Origin of the sequence: Halomonas qaidamensis, assembly GCF_025917315.1 — a bacterium.
GTDB lineage: Bacteria > Pseudomonadota > Gammaproteobacteria > Pseudomonadales > Halomonadaceae > Vreelandella > Vreelandella qaidamensis.
The window spans coordinates 1,793,618-1,812,661 of record NZ_CP080627.1 but is presented as its reverse complement, the minus strand read 5'-3'; the positions used below and the strand labels follow the sequence as shown (position 1 = coordinate 1,812,661).

Annotated in this window: 20 protein-coding genes; 11 read left to right on the top strand and 9 right to left on the bottom strand. The window is 49.8% G+C overall.

Annotation, left to right across the window (positions count from 1 at the left end):
• Positions 1 to 243 precede the first annotated feature (243 nt).
• From metH to K1Y77_RS08395, 4 genes are all read left to right on the top strand, one after another.
• Complete coding sequence (gene metH / locus K1Y77_RS08410) at positions 244 to 3,939, top strand: methionine synthase (RefSeq protein ID WP_030073001.1); 3,696 nt, start codon at positions 244 to 246, stop codon at positions 3,937 to 3,939.
• 10 nt (positions 3,940 to 3,949) lie between these two features.
• On the top strand, positions 3,950 to 5,266 hold the full coding sequence (locus tag K1Y77_RS08405) for an MATE family efflux transporter (RefSeq protein WP_264431333.1): 1,317 nt from the start codon (positions 3,950 to 3,952) through the stop codon (positions 5,264 to 5,266).
• Between the two features lie 138 nt (positions 5,267 to 5,404).
• Entirely contained in the window at positions 5,405 to 7,063 is a 1,659-nt protein-coding gene (locus K1Y77_RS08400; RefSeq protein ID WP_030073003.1) for a nitrite/sulfite reductase, read from the top strand.
• Positions 7,050 to 7,592: a DUF934 domain-containing protein gene (locus tag K1Y77_RS08395; protein WP_030073005.1), complete on the top strand. Its 543-nt coding sequence runs from the start codon at positions 7,050 to 7,052 to the stop codon at positions 7,590 to 7,592. Before K1Y77_RS08400 ends, K1Y77_RS08395 begins: the two co-directional genes overlap by 14 nt.
• A 101-nt stretch (positions 7,593 to 7,693) precedes the next feature.
• Here K1Y77_RS08395 and smrA read toward each other — a convergent pair whose 3' ends face one another.
• On the bottom strand, positions 7,694 to 8,284 hold the full coding sequence (gene smrA / locus K1Y77_RS08390; protein WP_030073008.1) for a DNA endonuclease SmrA: 591 nt from the start codon (positions 8,282 to 8,284) through the stop codon (positions 7,694 to 7,696).
• 134 nt (positions 8,285 to 8,418) lie between these two features.
• Between smrA and K1Y77_RS08385 the strand changes: the two genes are divergently transcribed.
• The 3 genes from K1Y77_RS08385 to K1Y77_RS08375 are packed head-to-tail and all read left to right on the top strand — an operon-like array spanning position 8,419 to position 9,947.
• Positions 8,419 to 8,883: a gamma-glutamylcyclotransferase family protein gene (locus K1Y77_RS08385; RefSeq protein WP_030073011.1), complete on the top strand. Its 465-nt coding sequence runs from the start codon at positions 8,419 to 8,421 to the stop codon at positions 8,881 to 8,883.
• A 48-nt stretch (positions 8,884 to 8,931) separates the two neighbouring features.
• The gene (gene wrbA / locus K1Y77_RS08380) at positions 8,932 to 9,558 is read left to right on the top strand and encodes an NAD(P)H:quinone oxidoreductase (protein ID WP_264431328.1); all 627 of its coding nucleotides are present in this window, start codon (positions 8,932 to 8,934) and stop codon (positions 9,556 to 9,558) included.
• Entirely contained in the window at positions 9,555 to 9,947 is a 393-nt protein-coding gene (locus tag K1Y77_RS08375; protein WP_030073016.1) for a DUF2069 domain-containing protein, read from the top strand. Before wrbA ends, K1Y77_RS08375 begins: the two co-directional genes overlap by 4 nt.
• A 32-nt stretch (positions 9,948 to 9,979) precedes the next feature.
• On the opposite strand, the gene K1Y77_RS08370 is transcribed toward K1Y77_RS08375, so the two are convergent.
• A complete protein-coding gene (locus tag K1Y77_RS08370; RefSeq protein ID WP_264431326.1) occupies positions 9,980 to 10,672 on the bottom strand; it encodes a cytochrome b/b6 domain-containing protein in 693 nt (230 codons plus the stop codon).
• Positions 10,673 to 10,895: 223 nt separating this feature from the next.
• On the opposite strand from K1Y77_RS08370, the gene pdxH reads away from it, so the two are divergent.
• Positions 10,896 to 11,540 (top strand): pyridoxamine 5'-phosphate oxidase, encoded by a 645-nt coding sequence (gene pdxH / locus K1Y77_RS08365; RefSeq protein WP_030073019.1) that lies wholly within the window; start codon positions 10,896 to 10,898, stop codon positions 11,538 to 11,540.
• A gap of 84 nt (positions 11,541 to 11,624) precedes the next feature.
• On the opposite strand, the gene K1Y77_RS08360 is transcribed toward pdxH, so the two are convergent.
• Positions 11,625 to 14,372 carry a bifunctional acetate--CoA ligase family protein/GNAT family N-acetyltransferase gene (locus K1Y77_RS08360; RefSeq protein ID WP_264431323.1) on the bottom strand — a complete coding sequence of 916 codons (2,748 nt, stop codon included), beginning with the start codon at positions 14,370 to 14,372 and terminating at the stop codon, positions 11,625 to 11,627.
• Positions 14,373 to 14,478: 106 nt separating this feature from the next.
• On the opposite strand from K1Y77_RS08360, the gene K1Y77_RS08355 reads away from it, so the two are divergent.
• A complete protein-coding gene (locus K1Y77_RS08355; protein ID WP_030073023.1) occupies positions 14,479 to 15,420 on the top strand; it encodes a histone deacetylase family protein in 942 nt (313 codons plus the stop codon).
• 116 nt (positions 15,421 to 15,536) lie between these two features.
• On the top strand, positions 15,537 to 16,169 hold the full coding sequence (locus tag K1Y77_RS08350) for a helix-turn-helix domain-containing protein (RefSeq protein WP_030073024.1): 633 nt from the start codon (positions 15,537 to 15,539) through the stop codon (positions 16,167 to 16,169).
• 20 nt (positions 16,170 to 16,189) lie between these two features.
• On the opposite strand, the gene K1Y77_RS08345 is transcribed toward K1Y77_RS08350, so the two are convergent.
• From K1Y77_RS08345 to K1Y77_RS08325, 5 genes are all read right to left on the bottom strand, one after another.
• The gene (locus K1Y77_RS08345; protein ID WP_030073025.1) at positions 16,190 to 16,540 is read right to left on the bottom strand and encodes a TusE/DsrC/DsvC family sulfur relay protein; all 351 of its coding nucleotides are present in this window, start codon (positions 16,538 to 16,540) and stop codon (positions 16,190 to 16,192) included.
• A gap of 2 nt (positions 16,541 to 16,542) precedes the next feature.
• Entirely contained in the window at positions 16,543 to 16,830 is a 288-nt protein-coding gene (gene tusB / locus K1Y77_RS08340) for a sulfurtransferase complex subunit TusB (RefSeq protein WP_264431320.1), read from the bottom strand.
• 14 nt (positions 16,831 to 16,844) lie between these two features.
• A complete protein-coding gene (gene tusC, locus K1Y77_RS08335; RefSeq protein WP_030073029.1) occupies positions 16,845 to 17,210 on the bottom strand; it encodes a sulfurtransferase complex subunit TusC in 366 nt (121 codons plus the stop codon).
• 9 nt (positions 17,211 to 17,219) lie between these two features.
• Positions 17,220 to 17,609, bottom strand: a complete 390-nt coding sequence (gene tusD, locus K1Y77_RS08330) for a sulfurtransferase complex subunit TusD (protein ID WP_030073030.1) — start codon at positions 17,607 to 17,609, stop codon at positions 17,220 to 17,222.
• Between the two features lie 81 nt (positions 17,610 to 17,690).
• Positions 17,691 to 18,371 (bottom strand): Bax inhibitor-1/YccA family protein, encoded by a 681-nt coding sequence (locus K1Y77_RS08325; protein ID WP_264018261.1) that lies wholly within the window; start codon positions 18,369 to 18,371, stop codon positions 17,691 to 17,693.
• Positions 18,372 to 18,531: 160 nt separating this feature from the next.
• On the opposite strand from K1Y77_RS08325, the gene K1Y77_RS08320 reads away from it, so the two are divergent.
• On the top strand, positions 18,532 to 18,696 hold the full coding sequence (locus K1Y77_RS08320) for a hypothetical protein (protein WP_264018262.1): 165 nt from the start codon (positions 18,532 to 18,534) through the stop codon (positions 18,694 to 18,696).
• Between the two features lie 155 nt (positions 18,697 to 18,851).
• Here K1Y77_RS08320 and K1Y77_RS08315 read toward each other — a convergent pair whose 3' ends face one another.
• A complete protein-coding gene (locus K1Y77_RS08315; RefSeq protein ID WP_198023720.1) occupies positions 18,852 to 19,019 on the bottom strand; it encodes a hypothetical protein in 168 nt (55 codons plus the stop codon).
• Positions 19,020 to 19,044 lie beyond the last annotated feature (25 nt).

Here is a 19,044-nt window from a genome sequence, read left to right as displayed (position 1 = left end):
GTCATTTATAACTATTTCATTAACGCCTATGGTAAGCAAAAGTGCTCGCCAGCACAATCCCGACCATTTTAGTAGGCTATTGGCTAGGTATATGAACGTGCCTAATGCAGATACTGCAATAACTTCACGCCCTTACTTGCTGCCCTATGGTGTGCCCTTTGTTATGATAGTGGCCGCTCACACTATAACGACGACTATAAAAATATCCTTTTTTGACCGAGACGCTGGAGATTCCCCCCTGCCATGGCTGCTAGTGATTTGACTGCTTCCCTCACCCAACGCCTTGCCCAACGCATCCTGATTTTGGACGGCGGCATGGGCACCATGTTGCAGAACGCCGAACTCAGCGAGGACGATTTTCGTAGTGACCGTTTCCGTAACTGGCCATCGGATCTTAAGGGTAATAACGATTTATTAGCACTTACCTGCCCTGATTTAGTAGCGCGTATCCACCGCGATTACTTAGAAGCTGGCGCAGACATCATCGAAACCAATACGTTTAACAGCACGCGTCTTTCCCAGTCAGACTATGGCATGGAAGACCTAGTGCCCGAGTTAAACCGCGAGTCGGCGCGCCTGGCGCGTAACGTTTGTGACGCCGTAGCTGCCGAAACGGATATCCCGCGTTATGTTGCCGGGGTACTTGGGCCAACTTCGCGCACCGCGTCGCTGTCGCCGGATGTGAACGATCCATCGAAACGCAACGTCACCTTTGATGAGCTTCGCGAGAACTATTATGAAGCTGCTAGTGCGTTAATCGAAGGCGGTGCCGATCTTATTATGATCGAAACCATCTTCGACACACTTAATGCCAAAGCCGCTATTTACGCTCTTGAAGAGCTATTTGATGATCTGGGCACACGGCTACCGGTGATGATTTCCGGTACGATCACTGATGCGTCAGGTCGTACGCTTTCTGGCCAAACTACCGAAGCATTCTGGAACTCAGTTCGCCATGCCCAGCCGCTCTCAGTTGGCTTGAACTGTGCCCTAGGTGCTGAAGAGCTGCGCCCGTATATCGAAGAGCTTTCCACTAAAGCCGATACTTTTGTCTCTGCGCATCCTAATGCGGGTCTGCCCAATGAGTTTGGTGAGTATGACCAAACACCAGAGGAAATGGCCGCTATTGTCAGCGAATTCGCACAAAGCGGACTGGTCAATATTATTGGTGGCTGCTGTGGTTCAACCCCTGAGCATATTCGAGCCATTGCTGAGGCTGTTAGCTCCATGGCGCCTCGTAACGTGGCTAAGCGCAGCCATGCCTGCCGCCTATCTGGCTTAGAGCCCTTCAACATTGAAGCCGACTCTCTGTTCGTCAACGTGGGCGAGCGCACTAACGTGACAGGCTCTGCGCGCTTCAAGCGGTTAATCGTCGAAGAAGATTTCACTACCGCGCTTGAAGTTGCCCTTGAGCAAGTCGAAAACGGCGCACAAATTATTGACATCAACATGGATGAAGGCATGTTGGAGTCCCAGGAAGCGATGGTTCGTTTCCTGAATTTAATCGCTGGCGAACCCGATATCGCTCGCGTGCCGATCATGATCGACTCCTCTAAGTGGGACATCATCGAAGCGGGTTTAAAGTGTGTTCAAGGCAAAGCGGTGGTGAACTCTATCTCGCTAAAAGAAGGCGAAGCCGCGTTCCGTGAACAAGCCACTAAGTGTCGCCGCTTTGGTGCCGCCATCGTGGTCATGGCGTTTGATGAAGAAGGTCAGGCGGATACTTTCGCTCGCAAAACTGAAATATGTGAGCGCGCCTATCGCTTACTGGTCGATGACATCGGCTTCCCTGCCGAAGATATTATTTTTGACCCTAATATCTTTGCCATTGCTACCGGCATAGACGAGCACAATAACTACGCCGTCGATTTTATTGAGGCCACCCAGTGGATTCGTGAACACCTGCCCCATGCGATGATTTCCGGCGGCGTATCGAACGTCTCGTTTTCATTTCGGGGTAATAATCCCGTTCGTGAAGCCATCCACTCGGTGTTTCTCTACCACGCCATTCGCGCTGGCCTCTCCATGGGCATCGTCAATGCGGGCCAATTGGCGGTGTATGACGACCTACCCGCCGAGCTGCGTGATGCCGTAGAAGACGTTGTACTTAACCGTCGTAGCGATGGCACCGAGCGGCTACTTGACCTTGCCGACAAGTACAAGGGCGACGGCAGCGGCGCGGCCAAAAAAGAGGATCTGGAGTGGCGCAGCTGGCCAGTTAATAAGCGTATCGAGCACGCGTTAGTAAAAGGCGTAACGGCGTACATAGAAGAGGATACCGAAGAAGCTCGCGCCCAGGCTGCAAGACCTATAGAAGTGATTGAAGGCCCGTTGATGGACGGCATGAACGTGGTTGGCGACCTGTTTGGCGCAGGAAAAATGTTCCTTCCCCAGGTGGTTAAGTCGGCCCGTGTCATGAAACAGGCAGTCGCCTATCTGATTCCCTATATCGAAGCGGAAAAAAGCGAAGAGACCAAAGCCAAAGGCAAAATCGTAATGGCCACGGTTAAAGGCGATGTTCACGATATTGGCAAAAACATTGTCGGCGTGGTGCTGCAGTGTAATAACTATGAAGTTATCGATCTAGGCGTGATGGTGCCCACCGAAAAAATCCTCCAGGCAGCGCTGGATCATAACGCCGATATTATTGGGCTTTCTGGGCTAATCACCCCATCGCTTGATGAAATGGTGCACGTTGCCAAAGAAATGAAGCGTAGAGGAATGGATTTGCCGCTGCTAATTGGCGGTGCCACCACCTCTAAAGCGCATACCGCGGTAAAAATTGAGCCACAGTACGATCACCCGGTGATTTACGTGACAGATGCTTCCCGAGCCGTTGGGGTAGCGGGTCGCTTGCTGGCACCTAATCTGAAAGAAGCCTACGTTAGCGAAATTCGTGAAGAGTATGAAAAAGTACGCGAGCGTAACGCCAAACGTCGCCCGAAAGCGGCGGATTTGGATTACACCCAAGCTCGAAAACGGCGCTTTCGTACCGACTGGAGCAGCCATACCCCGGTTAAGCCCCAAATATTGGGTCTAAAAACCTTTGATAACTACGACCTTGAAGAGCTGGTGGAGCGAATCGACTGGACGCCATTCTTTATGAGCTGGCAGTTGGCCGGTAAGTACCCCAAAATCCTTGAAGATGAAATAGTTGGCGATGCTGCACGCAATTTGTTTGCCGATGCTAAAGTAATGCTGCGCAAGCTAATCGACGAAAAACGTGTACAGGCGCGTGGTGTGATTGGCTTATGGCCCGCTAACAGCGTTGATGACGATGTCATTGAAGTCTATGCCGATGAAAGCCGCAGCGAGGTTATTGAGCGTTTACATCACATTCGCCAGCAGACCACCAAAGGGCGTGATGGTATTTGCTACAGCCTAGCAGATTTTATTGCGCCTAAAGAGAGCGGCAAAGCCGACTGGATTGGGGGCTTTGCGGTTACCACAGGCCATGGGGTTGATGAACTTTCCAAAGCCTATGAAGCAGCTGGTGACGATTACAACGCCATCATGGTGCAAGCATTAACTGACCGTTTGGCAGAGGCGTTTGCCGAACGCATGCACGAGCGTGTGCGCAAAGAGTTTTGGGGCTACGTACCGGAAGAAACACTAGATAACGACGCCCTAATTGCCGAGAAATACCAGGGTATCCGCCCTGCTCCCGGCTACCCAGCCTGCCCTGACCATACCGAAAAGGCCACGCTGTTCCGGCTGCTTGATGCGACACAAAACACCGGCTTGGCACTGACCGAAAACTTTGCCATGTGGCCTGCGGCGGCAGTATCTGGTTGGTACTTCGCCCACCCACAGTCAAAATACTTCTCTACGGGCAAAATCACTCGGGATCAAGTGGAAGCGATTGCACAGCGTAAGCAAATGCCACTAGTAGAAATGGAGCGCTGGCTCTCTCCGGTGCTTTCCTACGATCCTAGCTAACGTTTAGCTGATGTCGCCAGTGGGTCGCCGCCAAGGTAAGGTAATGCGCCTAGCCTTACCCATCATGTTGGGCATGCTCTCACAAAGCATGCTCAACCTTATTGACGCTGCATTGGTCGGGCATTTAGGACAAGAAGCCTTGGCAGGGGTTGGTATCGGCGGCTATGCCATGTTTATGATGACAGCGCTGGTATTTGGCCTCTCCTCCAGCGTCCAGTCACAAACCTCTCAGGACCTGGGCGCAAGACACTTCCCACTGACTCGCTCACTTCACTCGGGCTTGCTTATCGCGGTAATCGTCGCCCTTCCACTCTCGTGCCTGGCATGGTGGCAAGCGCCTTGGCTAATACAAGTGATTGCGCCTGCCGATGATGTGACGGCCATTGCCGTGGAGTATTTCCGCTGGCGCGTGGTGTCGTTAACAGCGATTGCCCTGACACTTTGCTTTCGTGGTTACTGGAACGGGCGACAGCACACGCACCTTTACCTCCGCATTATTGTGATTGTGCATGTGTTTAACGTAATTGCCAGCGCCGGGCTAATTTACGGCATCGGCGGCCTTCCGGCGCTGGGTATCAGTGGCGCGGGTATTGGTACAACGCTTTCTTTACTGCTTGGGCTACTCATTTGGGCGGGCGTAACGTATCACGCTGGTGCGCTTACCCAACAGAAGCAGACGTTGCACTCACTAAAAACAACGCTATTACTCGCCTTTCCCCACTCCATGCAACAAGTGTGGTTCGCAGCAGGTTATGTGGTGTTGTTCTGGCTATTAGGCAGGATGGGCACGGAAAGTGTCGCTGTTGGCCATGTGTTAGTGAATTTATCGTTGCTGCTTATTTTACCTGGGGTCGGTGTTGGCATCGCAGCGATGAGTTTGGTGGGAGAAGCATTAGGTCGAGATGATCTACAGGCGGCTCACCGCTGGGGGATCGACGCTTTAAGTGTCGCTGGCGTGATGCTAACCGTGTTGGCACTCCCCATGCTCTTGTTCCCTGCAGCGGTTCTGACTATTTTCTTCGAAGACCCTTCGCTCATTCAGCTGGGTACTCTACCGTTACAAATTACTGGCCTTATGATTGTGCTAGATGCAGCCGCCCTGGTGCTGGCTCAGGCATTAATGGGCGCCGGAGCCCAGCGAACAGTGATGCTGCTTACTTTGAGTATACAGTGGTTGGTATTCTTACCAATGGCTTGGTGGGTAGGTATTGAACTGGGCTATGGGCTACTCGGTGTTTGGTTAGTGCAACTCTTTTACCGCTCGCTCAATTCCGGCAGCTTCTTATGGGTTTGGCAGCGTCGACGCTGGTTAGCACAAGCGCTATGACTTATGAACCATAAATACCATTTAGCGATAAAAAGATAATTATATATTCTTTTGTAGAATATGACGCCCGCGTTAAGGTGGCGGCACATTACCGTCCGTCTCGACGTGACCATTTCGCTTTTAGCAGGATCGTGCCACATGTACCGTTATGATATTCACGACCAAACGTTGGTTGACGAGCGTGTTGCTCAGTTTCGTGACCAGATGGACCGCTACCGCGCCGGGCGTTTGGGAGAAGAAGAGTTTCGCCCATTGCGGCTCCAGAACGGCCTCTATATTCAGAAGCATGCGCCCATGCTACGTATTGCCATTCCTTACGGCATGTTGGCAGGCAAACAGCTTCGTGCATTAGCGGACATTACCCGTCGTTATGACCGTGGTTATGGTCACTTCACGACTCGGCAAAACTTGCAGTTGAACTGGCCCGCCTTGGAAGATGTGCCCGATATTTTGGCAGACCTAGCCAAAGTACAAATGCACGCCATTCAAACCAGTGGCAACTGTATCCGTAATACCACCAGTGACCAATTTGCCGGTATCGCGGGTGATGAAGTCGAAGATCCACGCCCTTGGTGTGAGTTAATTCGCCAATGGTCGACGTTACATCCTGAGTTTGCCTATCTGCCGCGCAAATTTAAAATTGCCGTCAGCGGTGCCGCACAGGATCGTGCAGCCATCCAAGTGCATGATATCGGCCTACGGTTATGGCATAACGCAGACGGTGAAGTACGCATTAAAGTGTTAGCCGGTGGTGGTCTTGGCCGTACGCCGATGATTGGCGACGTAGTGCGCGAGGACTTGCCCTGGCAGCATTTGCTAACATATTTGGAAGCGTGTGTTCGCGTTTATAACCAATTTGGTCGTCGCGATAACAAGTTTAAAGCACGTATTAAAATACTGGTCAAAGCGCTCGGTATTGAAGAGTTCCGTCGTCGCGTTGATGAAGAGTGGGCGCACCTTAAAGATGGCCCACAAACACTCAACCAAGCAGCGGTTGATGCGGCCAAGATCCATTTCCCCGAGCCAGCGCGTCGTCCGGTTACTGATAGCGCCATTGCCGAATTCGAACGACTACGCGGCGAAAATCGCAGCTTAGCTCGCTTTGTGACAAATAACGTCACCGACCACAAAGTTTCGGGCTATAAAGCCGTGACCCTTTCGCTTAAGCGCCGCGAGCACGCGCCTGGCGACGTCACTGCAGACCAGATGGAAGCCGTCGCCGACTTGGCAGATCGCTATAGCTTTGGTGAAGTCCGCGTGACCCACGAACAGAATCTGGTGCTGTCTGACGTTCCCGTCGACGAACTGGAAGCACTTTGGAAAGAGCTTGATGCACTGGGCATGGCTAACCCAACAGTGGGTACGCTGAACGATATTATCTGCTGCCCTGGTGGCGACTACTGCGGCTTGGCCAATGCGGTCTCCATTCCTATCGCTCAAGCACTACAGGAGCGGTTTGAAGACCTGGATTTTCTCTACGATCTCGGTCCCTTGGATCTCAACATCTCAGGCTGCATGAACGCCTGTGGGCACCACCATGTTGGTCACATCGGCATACTTGGCGTTGATAAAAAAGGCGAAGAGTATTACCAGATCTCAATTGGCGGTAACTCAACAGACGATGCGTCATTAGGCAAAATCCTTGGGCCCTCCTTCTTCCGCGAAGATGTACCAGACGTGGTCGATAAAGTACTTCAAGTCTATGTGGCCGAACGCCATGAAGACGAGCGATTCCTCGACACCTATCGCCGTATTGGCTTAAAACCCTTTAAGGAGCGTGTTTATGCCCAGCAATGACACTCAAACTGACGCGGTTGAGCTTACGCCAGTACATGTCGACCATCTGATCGCTGATGGTGAGCTGGCCGCCGAAAATGCTTGGTGTGTCTCTTATGACACAGAAACACTTCCTGAACAGCGTCCTGCCTTTGTGCCGTTGGCACTCTGGCAAGCGAACCAAGACGATGTCGAGCTAGCACCGCTGCTTTCAAGTGATACCGAGTTAACCACTGAACTTGGCCAGCAGCTGAGCGGAACCAACGCTATTGCCGTTGATTTCCCAGCATTCACTGACGGACGTGGCTATACCCTGGCCCGTTTGCTGCGCGAACGCTATGGCTATACCGGTGAAATACGTGCTGTCGGTGATGTTCTAGTCGATCAGTTGGATTACATGCGCCGCTGTGGTTTTACCGCTATGGCCTTGCGTGATGACCAGCACCCTGATGATGCTATCCGTGCGCTTAATATGTTCAGCGTTCGCTATCAAACTGACGTTGAACAGCGCCAAGCACTGTTCGAACGCCGCTTATTGGCCAGTGAATAGTAACAAGCAATAACGCTGTCAATGCATAGGTCGACGCAAAGACAGAGCTAGCAACAAAAGGGCAGCCACAGCTGCCCTTTTGCTTCATAATAACGAGTTTATTAACCGCGACGTTTTTGCTGGCGCTCACGATTATTCATTTTAGCCCGATCGCTTTTACGCAACATGACCCAGGTAGCCCCCAGGCCGCCCTCTGAAGGCTGCGCAGAGACATACGCTTGTACTTCATCAAACTGACTAAGCCACTTGGCTAGGTAAGAGCGTAGGACATTTGCAGGGCTGTCTACCTCTCGCCCTCTCCCATGCACAATTAGCACAGAACGAAGGTCATGGGCGTAAGCTTCTTGAATAAACGGAAAAAGCATTCTGCGGCACTCTGACAACGGCCTTCGTAAAAGATGCAGCTGCGCCTGAACACTGTAACCTCCGTGTTTCAGTTTATCGACGACCCCTTGTTGAATACCTTCCCGGCGGAATTCCATTGGATCAAAAGGCGGCAAAAGATCAACAAAATCGTCAGATAAGAAATTGCGCTCTTCTAGCTGCTCTTGGGCGCTGTCACGGCGAGCTAGCTGAGCCTCAGACGGCTGATGACGCTGAGTGCCTGTGTCTGCGCGGTTACGCTTGGTTAGTGGTTTAACATCACCAACTAACGCACGGAAATCCATATCGCCATGAAGTGACTGGTTCATAACAGGCTCCTCCGGTAGGGTCTAATGCCTAAGCGTCTACTGCCTATCCTAGCAAACCCACTGACATTGCTTAAGACTTGTTTTCATTAACATCTGACACGACGCGGATCGCCAGCCCAATGGAAGGAGGTTATATGAAGTGGTTAAAACGATTAGCGGCACTCGGTATATTACTTACCGTTGGTAGCGCGGGCTGGTTATGGTTAACCATGCTCAGCCCATGGTTTTATGAACGCCCCGCTCACCTACCGGTCATCGAACAACGTACCCACCATGTGTTTGTGTACGGTACATTGCGCTACTCGCCAGTGCGCTGGGTGGTGATGGGCAGCTCAGGTAACCCACAGCCAGCTCGGCTTGAAGGCTTTACAAAAGAGGGCCTTGATCTGGCTCCCGATGCCAATAGCGTTGTAGAGGGTTTACGGTTAGCAGTCACCGCCGATCAGTTAGCGCGTTTAGACCGATATGAGCGTTTGGGCATCCGTTATGAGCGTATAAAGCAAACCTTATCCGATGGTTCAACGGTTTGGGTTTATGTTCGATTGCCAACGCTGAGTCAATTGACCTCTCCTGTCCAACAAGCAGCTCTGATAACATAGACAACCATTACAGTAATGCCTTTTTAGCCCTTACCCCTGGGATATCTCATGAGTGATTCGACGCCGTTTGTTCTGATTCTTTATTATTCGCGCTCTGGAGCCACTGCGGATATGGCACGCCAAATAGCGGCGGGTGTCGAAAGCATGCCCGGCATAGAAGCCCGCCTGCGCACTGTGCCGCCTGTCTCCACTACCTGTGAAGCCGTTGCCCCTGAGATTCCGGAAGAAGGAGCCGTTTATGCAGATCTTGATAATTTGCGCCACTGCAGTGCTTTAGCATTGGGCAGCCCTACACGCTTTGGCAATATGGCCGCGCCGCTTAAATACTTCCTTGATACTACAAGTAGTTTGTGGATGAACGGGGCATTAATCGACAAACCTGCCTGTGCGTTTACGTCCACTTCAAGCCTTCACGGCGGCCAGGAAAGCACACTACTTACTATGCTTATTCCACTGCTGCACCATGGCATGGTCTACGCAGGCATCCCTTATAATGAAACCGCCCTGCTGAATACCCAAACGGGAGGCACACCCTATGGGGCTAGCCATGTCGCTGGTGCGCGAAGCGACCGTTCTGTTGATGAACACGAGCGCGCCTTATGTCTTGCCCAAGGTAAACGGTTAGCTAAATTGGCGCTTGCGCTACATGCAATGCGTCAGGAGGAATCTGCATGAGGCAGTGGTTAGAAGGTCTAGAAGCCCAACACGGACTAGATAAGCTCACACGGCAAGCAAGGCAGTTAGTCCTGGTCAGCTTTGTTATTTTACTGCTACTGGTTATTTACCGAGGCTTTTTTATCCAAGGAGACACCTTTAACTGGCGTCCTGTGGTCGCTTTTGTATTGCCATTGTTACTATTTCTCCCCTCTATCATTGGTCAGCGTGCTAGGGGTCATGCTTGGTTAGCGTTTGTCAGCCTGCTCTACTTTACCCAAGGCGTCATGTTAGCCACCTTGCCTGGGCAAGGTATGCGCGGTGTACTTGAGGCGGTTATCTCGCTGGCGCTGTTCACTGGTTGCATGGCGTACGCACGTTTTCGCAGCCGCCAACAGCGCCAAGGGTAAGCTTAGCGAGCGCTAAGAGTAAAAGAGATGCGCTAGTAGGGATAAAACCATAACCAGCCACATATGCCTGCCGCTACTAAAAAAGCACCTAGCGCAAACAGGTGGTGTTTAGTTCGGTGGGTCTGTTTTATATCAACCGGTTCACTCGTAAAACGTTTGATGCCCGTCACCATCGCCGCTACTAAATTCTCTCCCTGCAGAGCATGCACCACGACACCCACAAGATGAAGCCCTATGAGAATAAGCAATACATCGCTATTGAGTGCATGCAAGCTGGCTAGTTCGCCACTTATGTCTCGGTCTAGCAAACCGTAAAGCGGTCCCTGAAAAAAGATATCGTCACTAAGAAACAGCCCACTCACCGCTTGAAAGCTCAGTGAGAGTAATAAAAGCACTACCATCCAGCCACCTAGTGGGTTGTGGCTTGCATAGCGTGGCGCACGGCGCTTGAACAGCGCCTTGGTATACACTGCCGTGTCTCTAGGCCCGTATACAAAGGTGCTAAAGCGCGCATAAGTAGTGCCTAAGACGCCCCAAATGATGCGAAAAATCAGCAAACCAATAATGAGGTAGCCGGCTTGGGCATGCACCTCAATGGGAAACAAAAACGGAATGCCGTCAGTTTTTGTGGTGTAGAAAGAAACGGCTACGGCCACCACCAGACACCAATGAAATAAACGTACAAAGACATCCCAAACGGCTACCTGTTTTCTATCGTGCTGCATTAAATTGCCCTTTGTCTGTAGTTCATACATTTTCTCATTTCTTCTATGTTTCTGATAGAACGCATTACAGAAGGTGGTCAACGCGTTATACAATCAAACAGCTTAAGGTTGGTCATGTATCTCCATCCTCTGATTAAGGCTTCTAAGCAGGGCCACGAGACAGAGCTTGAGCTTTGCAAAAAGACCAGCGAATATGAACAAAACTTAAAGGGAGCAGCATTCAATGACACGCAATATAGCTGACATTAGGCGCGATTATGAAGGTGGCCGCCTTGACGAAGATCAGGCCCCCGACAACCCTTTTGTTCTGTTTGATGAGTGGTTTAGCCTAGCGCTAGAAACAGAAGGAAAAGATGGCAACGCGATGACCCTTTCTACTGTAGATAGCCAGGGCCGTCCTCATGCCCGGGTTGTGCTACTAAAAGGATTTGATGAGCGCGGCATGGTGTTTTTCACCAACTATCACAGCCATAAAGGCAGCGAGCTAAGCAATGTACCTTATGCAGCAATGACTTTTTGGTGGCCTTCGCTGTCGCGCCAGATCCGTATTGAGGGGCCTGTCGAGCAAGTAAGCCATGAAGAGTCTGATGACTACTTTTCGAGCCGCCCACGCGGCAGCCAACTCGGCGCTTGGATTGCCACACAAAGCGTAGTAATCCCCGATCGCAACTGGATTGAAGAGCGTCAAAAGCGCTTTGAACAAGCCTACGAAGGCCAAGATATACCGCGTCCGAATCATTGGGGTGGTTATCGAGTTAATCCGGAAATGATTGAGTTCTGGCAAGGGCAACCCAGTCGTCTTCACGACCGCCTCCGCTTTGAACGGCGTGACGGCGGCGATTGGAGCCGCTTTCGCTTAGCTCCTTAATTTAGCCCTTTGATGTAGCGCTGTTGCCATTTCATGATTAGGCCCGCCTCAAAAGAGTCGGGCCTAATCATGTCAGCATGTAATCTAATCAGGCAGACTCTCCAACCGATGTCTCTGCCATTCACTTTCCGGTTCGTTAAGCTTCAGTACAGCATCAATGACCTGCTCTTCCATGTTGTAACGGCATCTAAAGCCCAAGTGTTTCATCAAAGCGCGCATGGGATGATTATCGACCATAATTTTGCCGATCATTTCGAGCGTGCCAATGTTGGTGCAGTAATCGATCATCTTTTTCATCAACAGACTACCGATGCCCAGCCCCTGTAAATCGTCACGGATGATGACCGAAAATTCCGTACGAATATTGTCGGGGTCGTTCCACACACGTACAACGCCTAACATCTCTTTGCTACCGTCATCGTGTTGATGTTCAGCAATAAAAGCCATCTGACGATCGTAGTTAATATGTGACAGAATCGACAAATCACGCTGGGTTAAATTAGATTTATTGTGGAAGTAGCGAAAACGAATGCTCTCCTCTGACAACTGCTTGTGAAACGTTGTAATTAGGGGCGCGTCTTCCGCGCGGATGGGGCGAACCTCTACACGCCATCCATTTTTGAGCGTTACCCACTCACGTAACTCTTCAGGGTAAGGCATGATGGCAAATCGCGCAGGTGTGCCTAGATCCATCGCAAAATCTACTGCTAACATCCCATCACGGTTCAGCAGTAGTGGATTGAGCTCCAGTCCTCTCAAGTCGCCTAAGTCGGACGCCATCTGTGACAGCTTGACCAACAGCTGACATAGCCGTTGAATATCCCGCTCAGGATCAGCCGAATGCTCGCGAATCAATGAAGCCGCATGGGTTCTGCCTACTACGTCAGCGGCCAAGCTCATGTTCAGTGGTGGCAATGCTACCTGACGATCTGCCAACACATTCACTTTGTAACCACCAATGCCAAACACAATAAGTGGACCAAATACAGGATCACGAGTAATACCCGCACAAATCTGCATTGAATGTTTACCACGTTGCATGGGCTGTAAACAGTATTCGCGAATGGCATATTCGGGAAATTTCTCGCGAACCTTGTCGCCTAGCTGGCGGATACCTTCCGCAATTTGTTCCGGCGTTTCTAAATCCTGGAGCAACCCTGCGGAAATTTTATGAGGATGTTTGCGATAACGATAAGGTCGACAGTTACCTTCGTGAATGACTTTTAGTGCCTTATGCCCAGGAAAATGATCCGCCATTGCCAATGCTTCTTCAGGGTTTGCCAGGTAGACACTAGGCGCAGCAGGAATGCCGTAGGCTTCTAATACCTGAGCCGTTTCGGAATGGGTCAACGTTTGTCGCCCCTCCGCTTTGGCGTTTTTAATCAGTGCGCGACACTCCGCACGAATCTCTACGCTGGTGGAAAAGGGTAAGCTAGGCGGAATTTCATGCAGTAGCGCTTGAACACGCTGGTAGTCCACCATATGCATAAATGCTTTCACCGTCTTTTCTGGCGACGTATAGGTAGGAATACCAGCCAAATTGCAAATATGCCGGGCGTTCAATGCTTCTTTCAGCCCCATCCAGCTTGTCAGCAAATTGCGCTTAAACGACTTTCGGTGATCAATTAACGCCTGGGCGGTGGCCAATGAGGGGGCTAAACGGGTAGGCGCGTGTACCACCAGAACTGCATCTACATGAGGATCCGCAGTAACAATTTTTAGCGCTTCAACAAACCGCTCTGGCGTCGCATTGCCTCCTAGATCCACCGGGTTTTCACCGGGTTTGCTCATATCTACCTGACTTTTATGCAGAGCGCGCTGGGTCTCTTCGGTAAACTCTGCCAGCTTCCCACCAGCGCTAATCAGTTTATCGATTGCTAGCATGGCAGGCCCTAACCCATTAGAGACAATTGCCAAGCGATCACCGCGTAGCGGTTTCATTCGCGATAAAGTTTCAAGCGCATCCAGCAGCTCATCATAGTCATTAACACGAACAACACCCGCGCGGGCAAAAGCCGCGTCAAACACCACGTCACGATTAGCAATACCCGGGGTTGGCGCCATGCCAGAAATATCAGATTGTGGCGTTCGACCGCTTTTAATAGCGACAACCAAGCGGTTACGCGAGGCATCACGTACCGAGGTCATAAAATGTTGAGCGTCCATTACTCGCTCGAGGTGTAGCAAAATGGCTTGCGCTGGAGAGAACTGATTTACGTAGTCAATTAAATCTGGCAGCAATACATCGACACTGTCGCCTACCGTTATTAGGTGCGAAAACCCAACGTCACGACCAGCCGCCCAATCGATCATGGCATTGGCTAGCATCCCCGACTGCCCTAAATAAGCCACTCTGCCCGCTTTTACAGGCTGACTAGCATAGGAGGCATTCAGCTTTTTGCCAGGCACAATCAAGCCCATGCACTCTGGCCCTAACACACGAATACCGGACTCTATCGCTGATTGCAGCATACGCTGCCGGATAGACCCTTTATTACCCGTTTCACGATCAAGGTAAGCACCACCTGAAAGTACCAGAGCTGCTTTTACACCAAACTGGCCAAGCTTTTTGATAAGGCTAGGAACGCCATCAATAGGAGAACAAATAACTGCTAGATCAGGAATTTCAGGCAGCTCATTTACCGTACGGAAACAATTTACGCCAAAAACCTTGTCGTACCCTTTAAGATTGACTGCCCATATTTTTCCTTTGAACCCGCCCTCCTGAAGGTTATTAAGCACTAACCCCCCTAACGACGCTGGCTTTTCAGAGGCACCGAACACGGCCACTGTGCGCGGTTCGAAAAAATGATGCAAAAAGCGTGTACTCACGAATGCGTCTCCCCTGAAATTAATAGCCACTATGTACGACTTATTGACACTGTCGCGCAAGCCCCCGGGACGATTAAGGTGTCGATATTGTCTTCGGAGCACTTGCATGATTACTGCCTACCTTACCCACCCCGACTGCTCATTGCATCATATGGGGCCTGAACATCCTGAAAGTCCGCAGCGGCTTGAGGCGATACGCGCGCGCCTATCCCTAGCGGGACTTCTTCAACAAACCATGCAAGCAGATGCCAAAGAAGCGTGTGACGAAGCATTAGCAAGAGTGCATCCGGTCAGGCATCTTAACGCACTCAAGAAGTGCGTTCCCGATGAAGGCATTGTTACGCTCGATAGCGACACAATGATGAACCCCGATAGCTTAAAAGCGGCAAAAGTAGCCGCAGGTGCCGTTATCCGTGGTGTTGATCAGGTTTTTAAACGCCAAGCAGATAATGTTTTTTGTGCAGTACGACCACCTGGTCATCATGCAGAAGCAGCTGATGCAATGGGATTTTGCTTTTATAACAACGTTGCCGTTGGTGCTGCCCACGCTAAAGCTAAATATGGCGCTAGGCGTATTGCAATTCTCGATTTTGATGTCCATCAATGTAACGGCACTATCGATATTTTCAAAAACGATCCTGAGGTATTGATATGCACCAGCTTCCAATATCCATTTTACCCATGGCGCTATTTACGCAGTGAATGGCAAAACGTAGTTAATACACCGCTAGAAGTAGGCACTGACAGTACTGAGTTTAGACGCATTATAGAACGACAGTGGCTTCCTGCTCTTCATGCGTTCAAACCAGATTTGGTGATGCTTTCTGCTGGTTTCGATGCTCACCGTGACGATCCAATGGGAGACATTTGTTTAGAAGATGAAGATTTCTATTGGGTAACGCACTTAGCAATGGAGATTGCGGCCCTTTATGCAGAAAACCGTGTGGTTTCTGTGCTTGAAGGAGGCTATAACCCTAAGACGCTTGCCAGTGGTGCAGAAGCCCACTTAAAAGCTTTATTGGGTTTACCTTTTATGGATGTTCCATAAAGGGTACCAACAACTACAGCAGCTCGTTGCACTGTATTGCTTGAAAACTGTGCCACATTAAAACTGGACGAGTGTGATAACATGCGGCTCTATTGACGTTTACTCACGTGACTTTTATGACCGCTACTTCTGAAGAGCATGCTGCGCTGCGCATAGCCTCAGGGCGTAAGCCCTTTGTCGAACCTTTACGGTTGGGTGAACGATTAAAACAGATTCGCCTTGCTAACCAGTGGACACTGGAGGACGTTAGCCAGCGCACAGGCTTAGCACGGTCAACGCTTTCTAAGATCGAAAATGATCAGGTGTCGCCAACATTCAGTGTGGTTCAAAAGCTAATTACAGGGCTGAACATCGATTTGCCCCAGCTTTTTACTCCGCCAAAGCGTGAACGCTATACCATGGGGCGTAGAGACCTTACCCGTAAAGGTAAAGGTCAGCTACACCCCACCCCAACGTACGAACATGAATTACTAGGGCATCAGCTTGCTCAAAAGCGCATGATTCCCTTTAAAACTATTGTCAGAGCACGCAGTTTTGATGAGTATCATCAGTGGGTACGCCACGATGGCGAAGAATTCCTAATGATTTTGCAGGGTGACATCATGCTTTACACGGAGTTTTATGCCCCGCTGGTGTTAGCCGAAGGCGATAGTATTTATTTTGATAGTGATATGGGCCATGCCCTTGTGTCTACCAGCCCAGAAGATGCAGTCGTGCTTTCCGTTTGTACCCGGGGCGACTTAGTGTAGGCTGCTTAAAGCAAGCAGCACTACAAACAATTTGTTGGCTTAGGCAAGCCAGCAATACGAGCAATACGTTTTGGTGGGCTACCTGGGAACAGCGTCATTAAATAAATCGAATTTCCTTTATCGTCACCCAGGGTCTGTTTAGTTGCTTTGACCAATGGGCGCATCGCGGGTGCCATCTCATATCGGTTATAGAAATCGCGTACTAACTGAATAATTTCCCAGTGCTTTTCTGTGAGGGTTAGCCCTTCGTCTTCAGCAAGTAAATTAGCAATTTCAATGTTCCATTGCTGTTGATTAACAAGATACCCTTCAGGGTCTAACTTAATTTTTTCAGATGAATCAAGATAACGGTATAACTTTTGATTGCTCATGTTTAGTGCCAAGAAATAATCTGTTCATTTTGCTCAGTTAGCGCAATAAAACCATCAACCTCTATCAAAGGCATCTCATGAATAGCAGCAATGGTATGCACCCCCCTTGAAATAGCATCTTCCGCTAATAAGTAAATCGAAACTGTACTTACTAGCCAGCCTTGCCATTCAGGATAAAACGCTGCCTGAACACCATCCTCAATCAGCACAACAGCATCGCCACTGCTGAGGGCATTAAGCATTTGTAGCGCTGAATCGCTATAAGGAGGTTTATTCAAAATATGCAGCATGTTTGACTACTCTATTAAAAATTGAGTACATAAGGATAACGCTGAAATAGTTCCGGTATCTCTGCGGTTGTTACTAAGGTAACTCCCTCGACCAGCTGCTCAGCCCTTATGTTAAAAGCCATCAGTGTCTCTAAGGGCACTAGAATATTTTCTATATCATACATCTCTAACATATCAATCGTCGGCAGTGTCGCTTTTTGGCCCGGAGCGCCGGACTTCTGTTCTTTAAGCAACGCAAGTACGCCCTGCCCTAGAAATAGCAGGCTAACAGACTGCCCAAAAGCAGCGGCCACTAGCGCTACATCCAGCCCTTCTCGCAATGCGTTTGAGCTATAGGGTGCATGCCGTATAACAATGAGCTGCTCATTTGCTCTAGCCATTTGTAATCCCTATGCAAATGTAATCAACCGATCACAGCACTGCTGTAACTCAAGCAACTGCCCTAGCCCGGTTAGTTCAAAGGGGGCCTCAAGGTTGAAATTCACCTGCCCGTGCCGCTTAGCTTCTGATTCACTCATTACACCACGGCGTAATGCCGCTGCGATACAGACGTCTAGAGCCACTCCATGTTGGCGATGCAATTCTACCCATGCGTCTCGCATATTAAGCTCATCTTGCGGAGGAGCCATCAGTTGAGAGGCATTCTGAACGCCATCCTGGTAGAAAAAAACACCCTTAATTTGATGCCCTTTATTTAGAACCGCTTGAGCAAAGCGCAGCGCAGAATGAGGAGCTGAACTACTATACGGTGCCCCCATGATCAATAAGCCGTACTGCATCGCAGTCATCTCGTACATGGTTGTCATAAAAAAACAGACCCTACCAAGTAGGGCCTGCTATGAAACGTACTACTGATTTAATCAGTCGTTGCTCATGATGCCCAATATCGCAAGCAGACTGACAAACAAGTTATAGATAGATACGTAGAGTGTGACAGTCGCGAGAATGTAGTTAGTTTCTCCTGCCCGGTGAACGATTTCACTGGTTTGATAAAGAATCGCTGCTGACGCAAATAGCACAAAACCAGCGGAAACCATTAAAGAAAGCGCAGGAATATTAAAGATCAGGCCAGCGACCATGGCCAAAATCAGCACAATGGCACCTGCCATTAGGAAATTGCCTAAAAAGCTGAAATCTTTCTTGGTGGTTAATGCAATTGCAGAAAGACCAATGAACGTCAGCCCTGTCATTGCCAACGCATTCATAATCAAAGCGCCACCGTTAGGCAACGTAAGATAAGCGGAGATGATAGGGCCAAGCGTAAAGCCCATAAAACCGGTGAATGCGAAAGTAGACAATAAACCAACAGCAGAATTAGCCGTCTTGTGTACCAGGAACATCAGCCCATACGCGCCGATAAAGAACACAAAAATGTTCATTTGTTGGATGCCCATTGCGACAGAAGCACCCGCAGTGACCGCAGAAAATAGCAGTGTCATGGCCAACAGTGCATAGGTGTTACGCAACACTTTATTAGCGCTAACACTGCTTACTCCGCTGCGCGTTTGCGCTCTCGCCGTGCTCGAATCGTTAAAAGCCATTTTTCTATGCTCCCTAATAGTAATACTAACAACGGACAAGAATGCCGTTACCAAGTTCCAGACGCAAGTATTTGTCTTCCACGTAAATAACTGCTTTTTGGGGCAGTCGCTCCCCCAGCGTTGACTATGCTTAACATTTTACGCTGTTTTGGACATGAAAATGCCCTATGGAATTCCCCTGACCGTCAACACATTTAGCTTGATTGTCTTCATCTCTACCGAAGGCTGCGGCATTGGAAATGAAGATATTCGCTACGAAATGGTTGTCGATCCTAACGAGGCTACTTTATATCTGCTGGCGAGAATACAAAAGGCAGCGTGCTAATCATTCACGGCGGGGGCAGCATTGAAACTAAGGAACGACAACTTGCAAGCAAGCGCTCTTTGAAAAATTCAAACAGTGGTGAAATGGAAGGCTGTAAAACGTTTAGAAAACAACGGCGGCGGCAGCTAAAATCGCTATCCATCGCCGCTTATTTTCTATGTCAGTGAAACGTTATCGTCATCGTCTTCTCTGTTGTGAGGCAAATGCTGTGTTGTCGCTGCCTGACGCACATCCTGAGCGTTGTAAAGCCGCGCATCAAGTACGCTCAACACCGCCAACTGTGCAAATAGCACTGCGAAACAAATAATAAGGCCTTTCAACATGGCAGCATTCCTTAGTAGGCTAACA

What these genes read in the sequence shown, in the direction of transcription:
- metH (WP_030073001.1), top strand. Translation starts at nt 244, where the DNA reads ATGGCTGCTAGTGATTTGACTGCTTCCCTCACCCAACGCCTTGCCCAA.
- K1Y77_RS08405 (WP_264431333.1), top strand. Translation starts at nt 3,950, where the DNA reads ATGTCGCCAGTGGGTCGCCGCCAAGGTAAGGTAATGCGCCTAGCCTTA.
- K1Y77_RS08400 (WP_030073003.1), top strand. Translation starts at nt 5,405, where the DNA reads ATGTACCGTTATGATATTCACGACCAAACGTTGGTTGACGAGCGTGTT.
- K1Y77_RS08395 (WP_030073005.1), top strand. Translation starts at nt 7,050, where the DNA reads ATGCCCAGCAATGACACTCAAACTGACGCGGTTGAGCTTACGCCAGTA.
- smrA (WP_030073008.1), bottom strand. Translation starts at nt 8,284, where the DNA reads ATGAACCAGTCACTTCATGGCGATATGGATTTCCGTGCGTTAGTTGGT.
- K1Y77_RS08385 (WP_030073011.1), top strand. Translation starts at nt 8,419, where the DNA reads ATGAAGTGGTTAAAACGATTAGCGGCACTCGGTATATTACTTACCGTT.
- wrbA (WP_264431328.1), top strand. Translation starts at nt 8,932, where the DNA reads ATGAGTGATTCGACGCCGTTTGTTCTGATTCTTTATTATTCGCGCTCT.
- K1Y77_RS08375 (WP_030073016.1), top strand. Translation starts at nt 9,555, where the DNA reads ATGAGGCAGTGGTTAGAAGGTCTAGAAGCCCAACACGGACTAGATAAG.
- K1Y77_RS08370 (WP_264431326.1), bottom strand. Translation starts at nt 10,672, where the DNA reads ATGCAGCACGATAGAAAACAGGTAGCCGTTTGGGATGTCTTTGTACGT.
- pdxH (WP_030073019.1), top strand. Translation starts at nt 10,896, where the DNA reads ATGACACGCAATATAGCTGACATTAGGCGCGATTATGAAGGTGGCCGC.
- K1Y77_RS08355 (WP_030073023.1), top strand. Translation starts at nt 14,479, where the DNA reads ATGATTACTGCCTACCTTACCCACCCCGACTGCTCATTGCATCATATG.
- K1Y77_RS08350 (WP_030073024.1), top strand. Translation starts at nt 15,537, where the DNA reads ATGACCGCTACTTCTGAAGAGCATGCTGCGCTGCGCATAGCCTCAGGG.
- K1Y77_RS08345 (WP_030073025.1), bottom strand. Translation starts at nt 16,540, where the DNA reads ATGAGCAATCAAAAGTTATACCGTTATCTTGATTCATCTGAAAAAATT.
- tusB (WP_264431320.1), bottom strand. Translation starts at nt 16,830, where the DNA reads ATGCTGCATATTTTGAATAAACCTCCTTATAGCGATTCAGCGCTACAA.
- tusC (WP_030073029.1), bottom strand. Translation starts at nt 17,210, where the DNA reads ATGGCTAGAGCAAATGAGCAGCTCATTGTTATACGGCATGCACCCTAT.
- tusD (WP_030073030.1), bottom strand. Translation starts at nt 17,609, where the DNA reads ATGCAGTACGGCTTATTGATCATGGGGGCACCGTATAGTAGTTCAGCT.
- K1Y77_RS08325 (WP_264018261.1), bottom strand. Translation starts at nt 18,371, where the DNA reads ATGGCTTTTAACGATTCGAGCACGGCGAGAGCGCAAACGCGCAGCGGA.
- K1Y77_RS08320 (WP_264018262.1), top strand. Translation starts at nt 18,532, where the DNA reads ATGCCCTATGGAATTCCCCTGACCGTCAACACATTTAGCTTGATTGTC.
- K1Y77_RS08315 (WP_198023720.1), bottom strand. Translation starts at nt 19,019, where the DNA reads ATGTTGAAAGGCCTTATTATTTGTTTCGCAGTGCTATTTGCACAGTTG.